The 16,432-nt window shown below is 54.7% G+C and carries 13 protein-coding genes; 3 read left to right on the top strand and 10 right to left on the bottom strand.

Features of this window, described 5'->3' with window-relative positions; translation table 11 throughout:
• Positions 1-12: 12 nt before the first annotated feature.
• A complete protein-coding gene (locus HBA55_RS27580) occupies positions 13-864 on the top strand; it encodes a substrate-binding periplasmic protein (protein ID WP_166998146.1) in 852 nt (283 codons plus the stop codon).
• 37 nt (positions 865-901) lie between these two features.
• On the opposite strand, the gene HBA55_RS27575 is transcribed toward HBA55_RS27580, so the two are convergent.
• The 4 genes from HBA55_RS27575 to HBA55_RS27560 form a co-directional block, all read right to left on the bottom strand.
• Positions 902-1,861 carry a quinone oxidoreductase family protein gene (locus HBA55_RS27575; protein ID WP_206020007.1) on the bottom strand — a complete coding sequence of 320 codons (960 nt, stop codon included), beginning with the start codon at positions 1,859-1,861 and terminating at the stop codon, positions 902-904.
• Between the two features lie 65 nt (positions 1,862-1,926).
• Positions 1,927-3,033 (bottom strand): amidohydrolase family protein, encoded by a 1,107-nt coding sequence (locus HBA55_RS27570; RefSeq protein WP_166998143.1) that lies wholly within the window; start codon positions 3,031-3,033, stop codon positions 1,927-1,929.
• 65 nt (positions 3,034-3,098) lie between these two features.
• Positions 3,099-3,965 (bottom strand): alpha/beta hydrolase, encoded by an 867-nt coding sequence (locus HBA55_RS27565; protein WP_166998140.1) that lies wholly within the window; start codon positions 3,963-3,965, stop codon positions 3,099-3,101.
• Between the two features lie 78 nt (positions 3,966-4,043).
• Complete coding sequence (locus HBA55_RS27560) at positions 4,044-6,440, bottom strand: TonB-dependent receptor (RefSeq protein ID WP_166998137.1); 2,397 nt, start codon at positions 6,438-6,440, stop codon at positions 4,044-4,046.
• Positions 6,441-6,711: 271 nt separating this feature from the next.
• On the opposite strand from HBA55_RS27560, the gene HBA55_RS27555 reads away from it, so the two are divergent.
• Both HBA55_RS27555 and HBA55_RS27550 read left to right on the top strand, forming a co-directional pair.
• Complete coding sequence (locus HBA55_RS27555) at positions 6,712-7,167, top strand: (2Fe-2S)-binding protein (RefSeq protein ID WP_166998135.1); 456 nt, start codon at positions 6,712-6,714, stop codon at positions 7,165-7,167.
• Between the two features lie 10 nt (positions 7,168-7,177).
• Positions 7,178-9,394 carry a xanthine dehydrogenase family protein molybdopterin-binding subunit gene (locus HBA55_RS27550; protein ID WP_166998132.1) on the top strand — a complete coding sequence of 739 codons (2,217 nt, stop codon included), beginning with the start codon at positions 7,178-7,180 and terminating at the stop codon, positions 9,392-9,394.
• Positions 9,395-9,495: 101 nt separating this feature from the next.
• Here the strand turns inward: HBA55_RS27550 and HBA55_RS27545 are convergent, their stop codons facing one another.
• From HBA55_RS27545 to HBA55_RS27520, 6 genes are all read right to left on the bottom strand, one after another.
• Positions 9,496-10,368 (bottom strand): fumarylacetoacetate hydrolase family protein, encoded by an 873-nt coding sequence (locus HBA55_RS27545; RefSeq protein WP_166998128.1) that lies wholly within the window; start codon positions 10,366-10,368, stop codon positions 9,496-9,498.
• Between the two features lie 56 nt (positions 10,369-10,424).
• Positions 10,425-11,360: a VOC family protein gene (locus HBA55_RS27540; protein WP_166998126.1), complete on the bottom strand. Its 936-nt coding sequence runs from the start codon at positions 11,358-11,360 to the stop codon at positions 10,425-10,427.
• A 10-nt stretch (positions 11,361-11,370) separates the two neighbouring features.
• Positions 11,371-12,216: a 4Fe-4S dicluster domain-containing protein gene (locus HBA55_RS27535; RefSeq protein WP_166998125.1), complete on the bottom strand. Its 846-nt coding sequence runs from the start codon at positions 12,214-12,216 to the stop codon at positions 11,371-11,373.
• 9 nt (positions 12,217-12,225) lie between these two features.
• Positions 12,226-15,219, bottom strand: a complete 2,994-nt coding sequence (locus HBA55_RS27530; protein WP_206020006.1) for a molybdopterin-dependent oxidoreductase — start codon at positions 15,217-15,219, stop codon at positions 12,226-12,228.
• Between the two features lie 80 nt (positions 15,220-15,299).
• Entirely contained in the window at positions 15,300-15,746 is a 447-nt protein-coding gene (locus tag HBA55_RS27525; RefSeq protein ID WP_166998123.1) for a nuclear transport factor 2 family protein, read from the bottom strand.
• A gap of 33 nt (positions 15,747-15,779) precedes the next feature.
• On the bottom strand, positions 15,780-16,352 hold the full coding sequence (locus HBA55_RS27520) for a VOC family protein (RefSeq protein ID WP_166998121.1): 573 nt from the start codon (positions 16,350-16,352) through the stop codon (positions 15,780-15,782).
• Positions 16,353-16,432 lie beyond the last annotated feature (80 nt).

Here is a 16,432-nt window from a genome sequence, read left to right as displayed (position 1 = left end):
CCGGCCCGAACCATGAGACTGCGATCGGGAATGCGGCGAGCTATGGCGGGATTGCTGCTACTGTCCTGCCAGGGCTCCTTCGCCAGCCCGGCTCAAACGCCACTGGTTGTTGGCGTGTACGAAAGCCGCCCCTGGGCCTACCTTGAAAGGGGGAAGTATCGGGGCATTCATGTGGACATTTTCAAAGCGGTGTTGCAGCGCATGGGGCACCGCTATTCCTTTCGACCAATGCCGTTAAAGCGTCTCAATGACGGCATCACCGCAGGGCGGATCGACGCGTCGGTTTACCTGTCAACCGTCGACAAACCGCAGCGGTCGGATACCGCTTACTTACTGATTGGCGAAACCCCTTTCTACCGCAGCAACGACATACTGATAACACTGCGCAGTGAGCCCACGGCCCTGGCCGAAATCGAACATCCCAACAGCAAGCGTATCGGTATCCTGCGACACTCTCCCACTGTCCGTACTTCACCCTTGTTTCGCAATTTCAGCCGCCTTTACCAATACAATAAAATGCTGTACGCCATCAAGGCTCTAATGAGCCGCCGCATTGACGTTGTCGCAGGCCATCCGGATATGCTCTTGCCGGCTGCAGCAGAGCTTTTTGTGGCGCATCACATCAGTATTTTGAAGAGCCTGCCCGCGTTTACCATTCTGCCCGTGTTTTCCCGGGTTTCCCTCGGGGCAAAAACCAGTGCCATGGCGGAGGAATTCAACAGCCATTTACTACAGTTGAAAAGCGAAGGCGCTATCGCGAGTATTATCAGCACATACAGCCAGCTTTGCTACTTTGACAGCTATGGTGCAGTGCTGGAGGAACGAGCATGTGCTCGCCACAGATTTTCTCCGGAAATTTACTGAAAGGGAACACCATTGTTGCGCTGGCGATTGTCGGATCTCAAATGGTAAACACCGTCCGGCCAGGGAACGACGTGCTCCACGCCTCTTCCACGTGATCAATGTTCACCGCGTGGGTATCTATACTCAGCCCTGCGTTATCGACAGCCTGCATTACACCGGCAATGGCCTGGATCAGATCTGCCATGTGTACACTGCCCAGACCACTGCCGATAATCTCCAGGCGACTGCTGCGCACCACCGCCGCCGGTAGAGTAATATTCAAACCGCCCAGGGCACCGATATTGACAAAGCGGATACGACGTTCTGGATTGCCGGGCCCTTTGCCTGTAGCCGCTTGCAGAATGGCTTCGGCCGGCGCTCCCCACAAGTAGTCCAACACCACGTCCACGCCGCGTTCAAATTCTCCCTTCAGCTGCTGTTCAAAGCGTGCACCGTCGGTGGTTAGCAGATAATCATCGGCCCCCAATGCCAGCATGGCCTCCCGGTGATCCGGATTACGACCGGTAGCGATGACTCGTGCGGCTCCGAGGTGGCGGGCAATACTTATGGCCAGCTTGCCCGATGCTCCGGTGGCGCCATTAATCAGCACAGTCTCATCGGCGCGAAATCGACACTGCGAGACCAGCGCTGCCCAGGATGACATACCCGGATTGGCTATGGCGGCAGCGGTCACGCCGTCGAGTTTGTGCGGCAGTTCGACAATGTGCGTCCGTTTGACAGCCACCTGCTCTGCCATGGCACCCACTGGCGCCCGGGGAAAAGCGAAGTAAACCCGCTGCCCGTTTTGCAGTCGCCCGACACCATCGGCACCCGGTACAAAAGGAGGCTGACCGCTGGAGTAATGCTTGCCAGAGGCTTGCAGACGCACCAACTGGCTGAGCGCGGCGGCCTCCACCGAGACGATGACTTCATCTTCCCGCGCCTCGGGAATCTCGAACTCCCCCAGGGCAGGGGGACGGCAAAACTCACTGACAATTGCAGCTTTCATCACGGACATAACAAACTCTGACTCTGGTATTGATACGACAGGTGATCCGGAAATCCTCTACAGCAATCACCGCTCTAACCGAGCTTGAATAGCGACTCGGCATTGCGGTGGGCTATCTTGGCAAACGCCTGTGCTGAGATATTTTCTTGAGCGGCCTTCAAGAAGCCAGTCGCATCAGCTGTGCGTTCAAAAGGGTAATCAATAGCAAACATCACCCGATCCGGCCCAAGCAAGTCGAGGCAGTATTGCAGCGGCGGAAGCCAGTTCATGCCACTGGTTGTCACGTAAAAATTGCTGCGGAAATAGTCACTCGGCAAACGTTTCAGACGGGTCATTCCCAGCGGTGCCAACCCCCCGCGACGCAGAATATTCTGGTAACGATTGTCCATTCGACCCAGCCAATAGGGCAATCCCTCTCCCATATGACCCAACACCATGGTAAGCCCCGGGTAGCGGTCAAACACACCTGAGAGAATCATTCGAGTGACGTGCAAGGAACACTCTGCCTGAAAGCCCCACAGTGCTCCCATCATTCCGTAATCACTGTAAGCGTTTATCATGGAGTCGGGGGGGAAGGTCGGATGTAAATAGACAGGCGCTTGGTGTTGGGTGGCCGCCTGCAGTATCGGCTCGAATTTGGGGTGGTCGAGAAACTCTCCGTTGGTGTGCGAATTGATAATAATCCCGCTGAACCCAAGCTGACCCATCGCCCGTTCAATTTCCAGCGCCGCCCTTTGCGGAGACTGCGGTGCCACGGCCGCCAGACCGGCAAACCGGCCCGGATAGCGACGCATGATTGCGGAGATTTCGTCGTTGGTCTGCGCGGCCAGATCTGTGCCAAGATCAGCATCAAATACCTGGACGCCAGGTGCCGTCATGCCCAACAGTTGCATATCGATACCGTGTTGATCCATATCGGCCAAGCGAACCTCAATATTGCTGAGCTGCTTGACGACTTGTGGCTTCTCGTAATACATCTTCAGATAGCGCGTGACCATAGTGTCGTCGCGTTTGGCCTTCTTCAGGAATTCTTCAAAATAGGCCTGGGGAGCATAGGCTTCTTCTGTAGCAATGGTGCGTACCTTTACGGCTGCCTGATTTGCTCGCGTGCCGTACCCCGTTGCCAGCAATGCTGCGGCAGCGGCACCGCCGACGAAGTCACGTCGCTTTATTCCAGACATAGCTATCTACTCCACGAGTCTCTACGGGGAACCGAAAAATGATTAAAGAGAAGAATCAGATGCGCTTAGGCAATGGCACACTGAAGCGCAAAGCCCAATTGCTGAACCTGCAGCGCGGCACCGACACGGTGAAAGTCCATGCAATGACCGGTATTGTCGACCAGTTGCGCATCGACCCGGGGGGCGCTGGTCAGTGCCTGGGCAAATTGCGTTACCTCATTCTGATCAACGATCCAGAGCTTATCAGCGTCCGCCTGTCGATAGTGCACCGGCACTGATATTTTGCCGAGCACCTCTCTGGCCCTGCCTGACCATCCGCCGACGATGTCCAGCAATTCCGCTCGCAGCGCGGTCGAATCGGCACGATGGCTGGCCATTGGCATATCACTGGTAAAGCTGCCGCAGGGACCAAACATCACGTCGTCCTTGAGTTCCGCCGACATTTCCACCACCGAGGTGCCGGGCAGATTTTCCCAGGCCTCAACAAAGTGTGCCGGTGTTCTCAGCCCCACACCCGATACGGCCACGCCCAACAGGGGCAGGGTCCGGTTGTCGGCGGCAATGGTGAGCGCTATCGCCGCGCCGATGGAATGCGCGATGATCACCATGCCGGGGCAATCATTGCCGTATAGCTGCCAGGCTTGCTCCAGCGCCTTGAGCAAATAGGCGGCCTGCCCTTGAATGTCAGACCTGGCGTCTTCGAGTTTGATGCTCATGCCGTAGCCCGGGCGGTCGGGACCAATGATTGGCAACCCCAGTGCGCTGGCGCGATCAAAAAGGGAATAGCCCCGCACATCAAAATACTCCGATGTATAGGAGCCGCCATGGATGGCGACGATCAAAGGCGCGCCAGGGATGGCATGGTCCTGCGCCACTGCCCAGCGCCCCGACAGACAGGAAAAGAGATTGGCTTTAATTTGGCTGCTTTTCATAACACTCGCTTTTTCGGGTTTAACCACGATGGCGGCGCCAAGCGCCGCCATCGTCCGTGTGGCTGCTTTCCGCCTCGGCTAGAACTGGTAGAAAAATCTGAGGCCGTAGTTCCTGGGTAAACTCACACCACTAACCAAGTAATTTAGCACAGGAGTGGCAGAGATGTAGTTAGGCGTTCTGTCCCCTTCAATATTGCGGACATAGGCGGAGACTGACCAGCTTTCATCAGCGTTGGTCAGTTTCAGACTGGCATTGGTTAACCAGAATGACTCCCGATACTGCTCTTTCAAGTAGTTGAAGCCCGAATAGCTGCCGCTCTTGTATTGAGAATCAAGGCTGGCTGTGAGTTCAAAATCCTTGAATACGGTAAAGCTTTGCTCAACGCCCAGGTTAACCGTCCACTTGGGTGAGTTGAAAGCCGGTTTTCCTGTACAGTCGATGTCCCAAAAGCCTCCGCCCTCTGCCAGTGACATATCACACCCTACGTTGGGTGGCAGCCCGACGTCCGGGTTCTGATATTCGAAGGCGGTGTTCTCCGCGTCCAGGTAGTGAACATCTGCGCTGAGCAGGGTATCTGGCGTGAGCAGAAACTTGGTTTCAATCTCTATCCCGCGAATCTCCGACTTGCCAATATTCTCGGTAATGTTAGTGGTGCGACCGGCGGCATCAAGACCAACGTGGGAAACCTGCTGGTCCTCGTATTCCCAGTAGAACGCCTCCAGATTCAACTGCAGACGATCATCGTACAAGCGGTTCTTGGAGCCCAGGGTAAAAGCCGTGATGTATTCCGGATCAAATGATTCAAACCCGATGGCACCGCTGTTAAATCCACCCGAGCGATAACCGGTTTCAACACTGGCGTACAACAGTGACTGTTCGGCCAGATTGTATTCAACACCGAGGCGATAGGTTACCTTATCGTTACTGAGGTCATCGTCGATGTGGGTTTCATTGCGTATGGCGATGGCTCTCTCACCAACTGGCACCGGCGGCATGCCGGTTGCCGGAAACGGAAAGGGTATATCATCAGGCGAGTCCACCAGCGGGAACAACGGTGCATCGAAACACGGAATACCAAGCGTTAATGTGGTACAGATGATTGATCCGCCTACCACATTGTCGTCGGTTTCTTTGTTGTCTTCCGTATATCGAACGGCGGCTACCAGGCGGAAGTCCTCCGTGATATTGGCCGTCAGGCGCGCGAAAGTCGCATAGGATTCTGTGCTGTAGTCGGTATCCAAAAAGGAAGTTACCGCTGACAGCGTCAAGGAAGTATCCAGTTCCGTGGAGTCTTCGTAGTAATAAGCACCGACAATATAATCTACAATGCCGCGAGTACCGGCAATTCGGGCTTCGAAGCTGAATTGTTCATCGCTTTGTTTCTGGCGATAAAGGAACGCCGCCGCCGAAGACAGATAATCCAGCTCAGACTTTCGCCAGGCGGGCTGCAGCGTTACTGTACCCAGATCGGTTTCGTATTCAATTTCAGCATGCAAACCGTAATACTGATTGTCCTGAAAAGGAAAGTGATCAAGGGTGTCTCCCAAACGCCCTGAAGGTCCCGCGAGTTGCTGCTGACGGAACGCTTGCGCCTGGTCCGAATAAAGCCCTTCAGACTCTGATAAACCAGAGGGAATATAAGCATATTGATCAAGATAGGGGTTAAAGGCGTATCGCCCCAAGTAAGTCACGCTGGTACCCACATCATCTTTACGTGCATAGTCACCGGATACCCTTACCGTCAAGTCCGGGGACACTTCGGACAACCACTGCATGCGCAGAGCTTGTGTCTCATTGTCGTTGGTACCGTCCTCAAAGGTCGGGTCCTGGTCAACATAACTGCCTGACAATCGCACCGCATTGGCGTCATTGAGGGAGACATTGACCGCACCCTCGACGGTTACTGCATCAGCGTCCACGCCATCGAGTGTACCCACGCTGGCTGTCAGATAGCCACCGGTCTCTCCCAGTTGCGGGCGAGTAGGTATCACGTTAATCGCGCCACCCGTGGCATTCCTCCCGTAAAGAGTACCCTGGGGGCCCTTCAGAATTTCCACCCGGTCAAGATCGTAGAAGACCCCAGTGGAGGAAGTGGGTCGCGCAACATAGACGCCATCGTAGTTAAAGGCCGAAGCAGGATCGCTGTTGGCTGTCACAGTGAAATTGCCCACGCCCCGGATAAAGATCAGATTACCGTTGCTGGTCGGCTGGATAGTCAGTCCCGGAGATAATTCCTCGAGCCGAGCCATGTCCGTGATGCCTGCCTCCACCAAGTCTTCTCCCGTTGCCACATCGATGGCAATGGCGGCGTCTTGCAGACCTTCTTCCTTGCGTTGTGCGGTAACCACTATTTCCTCAAGCGAAAAGAGCTCATCCTCGGCGACGACATGACTGTGATTGGCGAGCATTAGCGACAGGGTTAACATCGATAAGGGAAAATGCTTCGTTGGGTAGCGTCGGCTTGTTTTCATCATTCTCTCCGTCCGAAAGTTTTGTTATTGAATAGCCGCGATATAACAACACCAGTACTTATAATTGTAGGCAGTTAAAGCAGCGTTTTTTTACGGTTTTCTTTTCCGTGTGTGCCACACTTTATCTCCAATGCCTGCAGGCAAACAAGATATTGATCATGGCGTTTTGATGCCAAAATTCTATCGCAGAAATTGCTTTCCTCCGGCAGCAAATTTCCAGTATCCTCGCCCTGAATTTCCGGCTGTTTTTTCCCCACCTTCACAAGGAGAAACCATGATCCGTCTGACCGTCAACGACAAAGAGTACTCCCTTGATGTTGAACCCGACACGCCACTGCTGTGGGTATTACGGGAACAACTTAGCCTGACAGGCACAAAGTATGGTTGTGGTAAAGCACAATGCGGAGCCTGTACGGTACAGGTGGACGGAATTGCATTGCGATCCTGCGTTTTCCCGATTGCCGCAGCCTCCGGTAAAAAAATAACCACCATCGAAGGCCTGGAAAGGAGCGGCAAGTTACACAAAATACAACGGGCATGGATCGAAGCCGACGCCCCTCAATGCGGCTATTGTCAGTCAGGAATGATTATGGCCACTGTGGCGTTGCTGGAGACAACCCCTTCTCCGTCCGACGCAGACATTGACGATCAGATTACCAATATTTGTCGCTGTGGTACTTTTCAAGAAGTTCGCCAAGCCATACATCTTGCCGCCGCCGATCAAGACTAAGGAGCCAACCATGAAAGCGGAAGTCAAAATCAGCCGACGCGTGTTTCTTGCCCGATCGGCTCTCGCCTGCAGCGGGTTGGCAATCGGCGTTGCCATTCCCACTGCAGCCAACGCCACGGAAACCGGCAATATTCGGAGCGATGAAGTCAATGCCTGGGTGGTGGTTCGATCCGATGACACGGTGTTAATACGTATTGCTCGCTCGGAGATGGGCCAGGGCACACTCACAGGACTGGCGCAACTGGTGGCGGAAGAGCTTGAGTGCGATTGGTCGAAGATCGTAACCGAATTCCCCACCCCAGGAGAAAGTGCGAAACGCGGTCGCCCCTGGGGCGCTTTTGGTACCTTTGGAAGCCACGGGATTCGTGACTCCCACGAATACGTACGTAAAGGCGGAGCCATCGCTCGTGAGTTGCTTGTACTGGCCGCTGCAAAACGATTAAGGGTTCACAGGGGAGACTGTCGCGCGAATAACGGCGTCATTATTCACGCGCCCTCTGGACGCCGGTTTCGCTACGGTGAAGTTGCGGAAGAAGCGGCAAGACTTGCGCAAGACATCCAACCGAAGGAGTTCAATTTTGACAGCTTGGTGCTCAAGTCACCAGCAGACTGGAAGATTATTGGCAAGCCTCTGAAACGACTCGACACAGGCGACAAAGTCAATGGCAAACAAGTCTATGGAGCTGATGTACGGTTGCCGGATATGTTAAATGCCTCCGTGCGGAGATGTCCGGTTTTTGGGGGTCGGCTAAAGAGCTACCGTTCAGCAAATGTATTACAGCAACGTGGCATCGAAAAGGTGGTGACGATTGGTGATGATGCGATTGCCGTGGTAGCCGACACTTGGTGGCGGGCCAACAAGGCACTCGACAACCTTGATATCCAATGGGACGAAGGCCCCAATGCCACGCAAACCAGCGATGCCGTCGACGCTATGCTGAGGGAGGGGTTGTCGTCGGAAGACGCCGTTGTCGGCAACCGCAACGGTGATCCCGAGCGTATGTTCGACAATACTGAGCAGATGCTGGAGGCGGTTTACGCCTATCCCCACCAGACGCAAGCGCCGATGGAACCCATGAACGCCACCGTCTTTTACGATGGTCACCGTTGTGAGGCATGGGTACCCACACAAGATGGCGAGAAAGCATTTCAGGAGGTCGTCAGAGCCTCGGAACTGCCGCCCGCTCAATGCGAAGTCCATAAACTGATTATCGGTGGCGGGTTCGGCCGCAGGGGGCATTATGACGATGACTTTCTCAGCCAGGCCGTTCAGATTGCCAGACAAGTTCCCGGTCGGCCCGTCAAGCTGCTCTGGTCACGCGAAGAAGACATGACTCACAGCCGCTACCACCCGGTAATGCATTGCAAGTTGCAAGCGGCTATAAGCAACCAGGGTCAATTGCAGGGGCTGCGAATGCGGCTGTGCGGCCAGTCGATTCTGGCCGGTGCCAGACCCCAGCTCTATGCCCGCTTCAACCATAAAGACCCCTTCGTCTTTCAGGGCTTGAACCGCGGTGGTGATGCCAGCATTGGCTACGGCATTCCCTCGCTGCTGATCGACTATGTAATGCGCAACTCCCATGTGCCGCCCGGCTTCTGGCGAGGTGTCAACATCAATCAAAATGCCCTGTTTCTGGAGTGTTTTATGGATGAACTGGCTGAGGCCGCCGGCAAGGACCCTTACCGTTTTCGTCGCGAGCACATGCATGAGCACCCCAACCATCGAGCCGTACTGGATGCGGTCGCTGATCGCATTGGCTGGGATCAATCGGCGCCAGAAGACAGATACCGTGGCCTGGCCCAGGCACATGCTTATGGCAGTTACGTCGCGGCCGCCTGCGAACTCTCAGTGTCCGAGGGTAATCGGGTCAAGATACATCGCATCGTTGCGGCCACGGACTGTGGCTATGCTGTCAATCCCGCGCAGATTCGACGTCAGGTATCCGGTTCATTCGTCTTTGGTCTGTCAGCCTTGTTCATGCAGGCATGTACCGTCAAAGGCGGCCGTATTGAACAGCACAACTTTGACACCTACCCGTCCATGCGCATGGCCCAGACGCCCGAGGTCGAAACCATTATCATGGAGAGCCGTGCTGATACCTGGGGAGGCGTAGGAGAGCCGACCATTGCCGTCGCGGCACCCGCCGTACTTAATGCGTTATATCGAGCAACCGGCAAACGTTATCGGGACTTCCCGCTTTCGAAGCATGGCCTGCTATTGGTTTGATGTGGCCCTATTGATAAGCATAAGCAAAAGGGGCCTCATTCAATGAGACCCCTTCGGCGTGCGGCTACGCCCTTAGATGTTCGACTGAATCCTTAGTGGATTTAGATCTTAACTTTGTTTTCAATAGCACCTATCGCGTCGATTTCGCAGCGCACGACATCACCCGGCTGAAGGAAGACAGCCGGCTCCATTGCCACACCGACGCCTTCAGGCGTGCCGGTAGCAATCAGGTCGCCTGACTCCAATGTGAAAGCCGTTGACAGGTACTCTATCTGCGAATCAATGTCATGCACCATTTGTGAGGTGTTGTTGGACTGGCGAACCTCACCGTTGACGATACAGCGCAAACCCAGGTTTTGCGGATCATCGATTTCGTCAGCCGTGACAATCCAGGGGCCCATGGGGCCATGGGTATCAAACGATTTGCCCATGGTAAAGGTCGGCGTATGGAACTGCCAATCGCGCGCAGACACATCATTGACAACAAAATACCCGAAGATATGCTCGCGGGCATGTTCCTTGCTGACGCCCTTCGCTGGCTTGCCAATCACCACGCCGAGCTCCACCTCATAGTCCAGCTTTTCGGTCACCCCCGGATCGATGTCGGCGTAAGGGCCAGTAATGCAGCTGGTCTGCTTGTTGAACCACACTTGTTTGGTCTGCTCCTGCACACCCAGCCTGGCCGCCTCTTGTTGATGCTTCTTATAGTTCATGCCAATCGCAAGAAACTTGCCGGGCTTGACGATGGGCGCCAACAACGTGACGTCTTCAAGACGATAGTGCGGTGGGCAATCAGCAGCCGCGCTGTTCAAGGATTCCAGCGCTGGTTGTCCGGCGTTGATGATCTCCATAATATCGGTGTATTCGGCCTTTGCCTGAAGCAAATCGACAATGCCGCCGTTCGCATTTTCTCCGGCTGCTACAACCACTCCCGTACGCGGGCCGTTGTCAGCGATAAATCGAACCAATTTCATAATAAGTCTCCTGGCGATTGCATTCGGCTTTTGCGGTTACCCTGTGCAGGCATCCGCTACGCCTCGTAGTTGTGAACAAAATCTTCTGGCGGGTTTGGTCCCCAGGTAAACAGTGAATCTTCCAGCGGCCAGTTTTTGGCTTCCCAGGTGTCACTGTTGTCGATGTAGTCGATGTCGGCATAATACTCGATAAAACTGCCCCAAGGGTCCTGGACATAGTGAAAGAAATTCGAACCGATGGCGTGTCTTCCAAAGCCCCAGCCTTTTTCATAACCCTGTTGCGCCATCTGTTGCCCACCGCGACCCACTTCATCCGGCGTTGCCACCATAAAACTGGCGTGATGAAAACCAATGGCGGTTGACTGCGCCAAGGCGATGACGTGGTGATCGCTTCCTCCCTGACAGTGCAGAAATGCCACAACGTCCTGAGAGCGATCTGACAGGCGCATGCCCAGCACCTGTATAAGAAATTCGATGCTCTTGTTCAGGTCTGGTGTAAACAACAAACTGTGCCCCAGTTTTCGTGGGCGTACTGTCGGCAGTTCGGATTTTGGTGGCAGCGCTCCACCATTGATGCGATTGTAGTGACCGGGAGAATTGATCAGGAATGGTTGCTCCGGTGTTACTTCTCGCTCCCGCTCACAAACGCTGATGTGAAACAGGAACCCTTGTGGGCTCCGGCACCAGACATCGTCAACCTGCGAACTGAAACCCGGCGGCGCGGTTTCGTTGCACAGGCCAAAGTTCTCCATATTTCGCCGAATGTCTGCCAGACCTTCTGAATTGGTTCCCATGGCAATATGATGGAGTTTCTTGCCACCGTCACCGGGAAGCAACAGCAGGGATTCGTAACGACGCCCGCTGCAGGTAAACGAAATCCGTTCAGATCCGCGTCGCACCTGCAATCCGAAGGCGCCGTAAAAGTCGATCGCGCGATCACTGTCTTCATGTGGTATTGTCAATGCCACGTGTTTGAGAAACTGTACTGACATGTTGTTTTCCTCAGGGCTCGAGCAGGATGTTGTCAATGTAACGGCTGTTGGGAAGATCTGCTGTTACCGACGCCGAACCATAGCTCGGATGACTGACTTTCAGAGTGTAATCTTTACTGCCGGGTTCCAGTCCATCAAATTTGAAATCGCCGAATACATCAGTCATCACCTTTGCCAGTTCGCAATTATCACGCAGTAATTTGACTTCAGCGCCCTCAATACATTCGATCTGATCATTGATCCGGCACTGCACACTGCCCCCCAGAAATTCCGTGTCCATCAGGTGCAGATTTTTGTAGTAGACTCTTGGTTTTGCCTCGAACTCCGGCCGCAAGACTCGCAGTTTTTCCCTTGCCACCCGGGCATTCATTTGCCCATCGGTGATCTTCACGGCTTCTATCGCCTTGGTCGGGCAGGACTGTTGGCAACGAGGCGCCTTCCAACCCTGATCCAGCAGGTGAGCATCAAAGATCCAGACTTGAGGCAGTTGCAATTCTTCATTCCAGTGAATGGCGTTGTAGGGGCAAGTCTCCACCAGATCCTTACGGCCTTTGGCCTTGTCCGGATCTATGATCACAATGCCGTCGTCGCGCTTTCTCACCGCGCCGTCAACACCTGCGGCCAGGCAGGGTGCGTCGTCGCAGTGATTACACATGGTGGGTTGGTAGTTGGCCTCAACCATGGTGCCCTCACCTCGAACCCTGCGCTTGATTTTTATCCACTCAGCGCCGTGGCGCGGCTGCGCGGCGGCGTAGCCGGGAAAGTCATTGCCTTCGTGTTCGTCCTTGCTTGACAAGGTACAGTTGTGGCAATTCTCGCACTTCGCCACATCGATGATCAGATTCCACTTTTGCATGTTGGCCACCTATGCTCTTATCAATTCTTCGTTGGCGTAGGTCCACTTTTCGACCTCAACCAGACAAGAGTTGCTACCCATACCCTCGGTATTTTTCACCTGCGGGCGTTGCGGCGTCAGAAGATTCAGCGATCCTCCGCGATCCACTCTGCCAAATCGCGGATCTTCAAAGAGATCCACTTCCGCGCAGGATTCCCAGCTTTTGAGTGTGCCTGGCGCCATCAGCGGCGATACATCAATGGCACAGATAACGCTGCCCCGGTCATTGTGAACCCGCACCAGGTCGTGGTGCCGCAAGCCACGAGCCTTGGCATCAGCAGGGTTGATACGCAAAATCCAGTAGTAGTAGCCGTCTATGCATACCCTGTGGTCAGCGATGTCATTGATGGTACTGTCCTTGGCGTCACCATAGGTGTGAAAGGTATAGCGTGAATGTGAGGTGATCAGCTGCAGCGGATATTTGTCCACCAGTTCCTGCGTGCGCATCCCCTCCCAAGAGGGTACATAGCGGTTCAGGGCCGGTCGCTCCGGATTGTCGGGATCTCCCCTTTGTATCGTGGTGGCGACAAACTCAATTTTTCCGGACGGGGTCTGCAGCCCCTTGCCGGCCTCGTCGGCCCATTGCGACGGCAGCGGCAAAGGCTCGGGAACATCTTTATGACGATCTTCCGCAAACCAGCGGAAGTAGGCCGGTGTGCGCAGGTTTTCCGGCGGCGGTGCAATCACGTGGTAGCCTTTTTTGAGAAACTTCTTCCAGCTGGTGTATTTTGGCAGATCCGAGGATTCGAATACGCGCTTGCACCAATCGAGCTCGGAACATCCCTCGGTAAACATAGCCCCGAGACCGAGTTTGTTGAGGATTTCCGTAAAAATCTGGTAGTCGGACTTGGACTCCCCCAGTGGTTCGATGCACTTGTGCTGAAATACCACCGTGCGATGGTTAAGCTGATCGGTATTGTGATGAATGTAACCGCCGGAGTTGCCCCAGTCACTGATATCATGGCGTTCGAACGAGGTACAGGCCGGCAGAATGATATCGGCAAAGTGGGCTTCGCCTTCCATCCAGATGGACTGGTTGACAACACACTCAAGGGAATCGTGACGATACATGTCCACCCATCGATCCGAGTTGGCGACCGTGCCAAAACTGGAGGAACCATAGCGGTAGATCATGTGCACCGGCGAGTAGCCCGGCATCGGGTATTGGAATGGCGCAAACTGCGCCTCCGCCGACGAACCGTCCCAGAGATAGCCGGTCGCCTTGCCGTCGACAATGGCGTCGGCAAGGCGCTGGCGCGGGATCATTTGCTTAACCGGGTTCATGCTCAGGACGTGGGGCATGCGCTGGTAGTTATTCACGGCACACGCGGTAAAATTCAGCTCTCCGGAGATGCCGCCTTCGGCGTATCCGGGGAAGTAGAAATAGTGATCCAATGGTGTTCCGGCCTGCAGATTACCGAAGTTGACACCGGGCTTGCCCCAGCCCTGCATCGCCATCATCAAGATCATGTTGCGGGCCCATTGACTGCCCGTGGCATTACGGCAGGCTCCGCCAAAACCGGTACCCAGCCCGCCGGCCGCCAGATAGGTCTTTTTGTTGCCCCAGGCCCGTGCCAGCGCTCGTACCACATGCGCTTTGACGCCGGTTTCGGGCTCTTGCCATTCCGGTGTTTTGGGTACGCCATCATCTTCGCCCAGCAAGTAGGCCTTCCATTGCTCAAATCCGGTCGTACGACCGTCGACGTAGTCTTTGTCGTAGAGGCCCTCGTTGACCCAAACATTCATAATCGCAATCGCCAGCGCAGGGTCGGTACCAGGCTTGACGGGAATCCAGCGCCCTCCGTAGAGTTGAGCGGTTGCATTGAGGTTGGGATCAATGTGTACAAAATCGATGCCCAACTCTTTGGCCCAGAAGCGTCGCTGTGTTCCCTCGAGTCCGCTGGCATAGCCGTTGGTGGATTCCGGGTCACTGGACCAGAACACAATCATTTCCGCTTCTTTAAGGCAATCCTCCACCAAACCATAGTGACCGGGAATGCCTACTCGCATGCTGTTGCCGAAATGATGGGTCGCCCCCCAGTACCAGCCTTCCCAGCTGTCCGGGTTGGGCACTACACGGGTAAAACCAATCATATTGCCAAACCGTAGCAACGCCGACAGATAGTAGCCCACGTTTCCCCACTGGTGATGCGATCCAAACGCCATGGCGATGGCGCCCGGGCCATGCACTTTCTTCTGTCGTTTTATTTCGTTGGCGACGATGTCGGTGGCCTCTTCCCAGCTGATACGCTCGTAGCCCGACTTGCCACGATTTTGAGGATTGCGCTCACCGTTGGGATCAAAATCAACGCGCTTCATGGGGTAAAGGATGCGCTTGTCGGAGTAGACCGTTGACTTCAGTCCCTGGGCATGTGGATTGATAACCCCCTGTCTCAGAGGTGTGAATTTCTTACCACGGGCCTCGATTGTCCAGCTCTGCGCGTCTTCGTCGTCGAAGTCAATCGGCGTCATCCTCAGAATCTTGTCATCCTTGACGTAGACGAACATCGGGCCACCATTGGTATTGGTGGTAAAACGCGTACTGCCATCGGGCATAGGGGTGCCCATTTGCGGGTTACCGGCGACAATCAGGTTCATCAACTGCATAAACCACACACTCAGTTTACTGTCACCAAGTACAGCCGCCTTGAAGTTCTTTGCGTCGTGAACTATCGAATGATAGTCGGCATTCAATGACAGGAATCCAAGCGCGGTATCAACATCCTGGAACACGAGACTGACTTGAGGCTGACCAGCGTAGAGGCCGGATTTGGTTTCGACCATGCGCCCGTCTTTGAACACATAGTAACGGCCAATGCTGGTGTCTTTAAGCATGATCTGGGCGATACAATCCGTATTACCCGCTTGCTTGATAGCGGGCGGATTGGACTTCAACCCCTGTCGGATGGCCAGTGTCGTGCCGTATAAGATGCCCTTCAGCAGTGTTCTTTTCATTTGGATCATTATTCGACCTCTGTGCTCGAGTAACAGGTTGTCAACAGTGGCAGGGGCGGACTGCCCCGACTGCAGATGAGTCCGATGACTTAATCAGCCGTGAAAACGGGCACGACCTTACGCCGGACAATGCGCCAGCCGCCGTCCGTCAGTTGATAGTGATCGTGAAACTCCCCGACCATTGCCGCGCCCCCGGTGGACAAGGGCTGCTCGCTGACGCTTCCGGATTGCTTGTAAAACAGGAACAGGCTCAGACCACTGGCCGACGTTGTTGCCTGGGGTGACTGCGTGATCTCAAAGTTGGTACACAGGTGGCGCGTCTGGGCATTGACATCCCGGGCGTTGAGCATGGCTCCGATCTCCGTCTTGCCCTGGAAGACCGAATCCCAGCGCTCGAATACCGCATCTTCAGTGAATACACTGAGCGCTCTCTTGTAGTCACGCTGATCGACGGCATTGACGAAGGCGATTGACAACGCCTGACACGCGAACTTCACAGGCTCAGGTGCCGGCGCATGAATGCTTGAGTGTTGCAACTTCAATTCTCCCTTCTGTGCTGGTGGTTCGGGTTATCGGGGGCCCATAAGGATTTCCAGAGGATTGCCAAGGCCCGAGTGTCTCCAGGTTTCTCTGTCGCCGAGTTCCTTCTCCGAGGCACCCTCGCGACGGCGCTTGACCAGCTCCTCGGGATCAAACGCAGGGCCCACCGAATCTTCTTCGTAGTAAGGCCCTTGCATATAGGCAGTGGCGTCGTCTGGATTTTCGAAGGTATCGATCTGCATCTCGACAAAATTGCCGTCCGGATCCTTGTAGTACATGGAAGTCGTAATACCATGGCAGATACAAACGGCGGGCAGAATGTCCTTGTCTCGCAGCAGCTCGTAACGTTCGATGAGTTCATCAATATTGGCAAAGGTAAATGCCGTGTGGTGGGCGGCGGCGGTGGTCTCTGTTTTTCTGTCCATGGCGACGGGGGGGTGTATCAGCGCAATGCGATGATGCTCCTCGTCATAGGTGACAAAGCTGAGTACGTCATCGGAAAATACCACCCGGCCATCGAGCACCGTGCTGTACCAGTTTCTCATTGCTTCGCCCTGAGGCGTTTGAAAAACCACATGAGAGAATTTTGGTATCGCTGACATAATGTGTTCTCCGGATTGATGGGAAAGTGTTGATGTGTCTTAGTATGCCAGCGGCGCTATTGAAGGGGAGATGTTGCAAA

This window comes from Pseudomaricurvus alkylphenolicus, assembly GCF_011683955.1.
In the GTDB taxonomy this organism is placed as follows: domain Bacteria; phylum Pseudomonadota; class Gammaproteobacteria; order Pseudomonadales; family Cellvibrionaceae; genus Pseudomaricurvus; species Pseudomaricurvus alkylphenolicus.
This window is presented reverse-complemented; position numbering and strand designations above follow the sequence as displayed.

What these genes read in the sequence shown, in the direction of transcription:
- HBA55_RS27580 (WP_166998146.1), top strand. Translation starts at nt 13, where the DNA reads ATGAGACTGCGATCGGGAATGCGGCGAGCTATGGCGGGATTGCTGCTA.
- HBA55_RS27575 (WP_206020007.1), bottom strand. Translation starts at nt 1,861, where the DNA reads ATGTCCGTGATGAAAGCTGCAATTGTCAGTGAGTTTTGCCGTCCCCCT.
- HBA55_RS27570 (WP_166998143.1), bottom strand. Translation starts at nt 3,033, where the DNA reads ATGTCTGGAATAAAGCGACGTGACTTCGTCGGCGGTGCCGCTGCCGCA.
- HBA55_RS27565 (WP_166998140.1), bottom strand. Translation starts at nt 3,965, where the DNA reads ATGAAAAGCAGCCAAATTAAAGCCAATCTCTTTTCCTGTCTGTCGGGG.
- HBA55_RS27560 (WP_166998137.1), bottom strand. Translation starts at nt 6,440, where the DNA reads ATGATGAAAACAAGCCGACGCTACCCAACGAAGCATTTTCCCTTATCG.
- HBA55_RS27555 (WP_166998135.1), top strand. Translation starts at nt 6,712, where the DNA reads ATGATCCGTCTGACCGTCAACGACAAAGAGTACTCCCTTGATGTTGAA.
- HBA55_RS27550 (WP_166998132.1), top strand. Translation starts at nt 7,178, where the DNA reads ATGAAAGCGGAAGTCAAAATCAGCCGACGCGTGTTTCTTGCCCGATCG.
- HBA55_RS27545 (WP_166998128.1), bottom strand. Translation starts at nt 10,368, where the DNA reads ATGAAATTGGTTCGATTTATCGCTGACAACGGCCCGCGTACGGGAGTG.
- HBA55_RS27540 (WP_166998126.1), bottom strand. Translation starts at nt 11,360, where the DNA reads ATGTCAGTACAGTTTCTCAAACACGTGGCATTGACAATACCACATGAA.
- HBA55_RS27535 (WP_166998125.1), bottom strand. Translation starts at nt 12,216, where the DNA reads ATGCAAAAGTGGAATCTGATCATCGATGTGGCGAAGTGCGAGAATTGC.
- HBA55_RS27530 (WP_206020006.1), bottom strand. Translation starts at nt 15,219, where the DNA reads ATGATCCAAATGAAAAGAACACTGCTGAAGGGCATCTTATACGGCACG.
- HBA55_RS27520 (WP_166998121.1), bottom strand. Translation starts at nt 16,352, where the DNA reads ATGTCAGCGATACCAAAATTCTCTCATGTGGTTTTTCAAACGCCTCAG.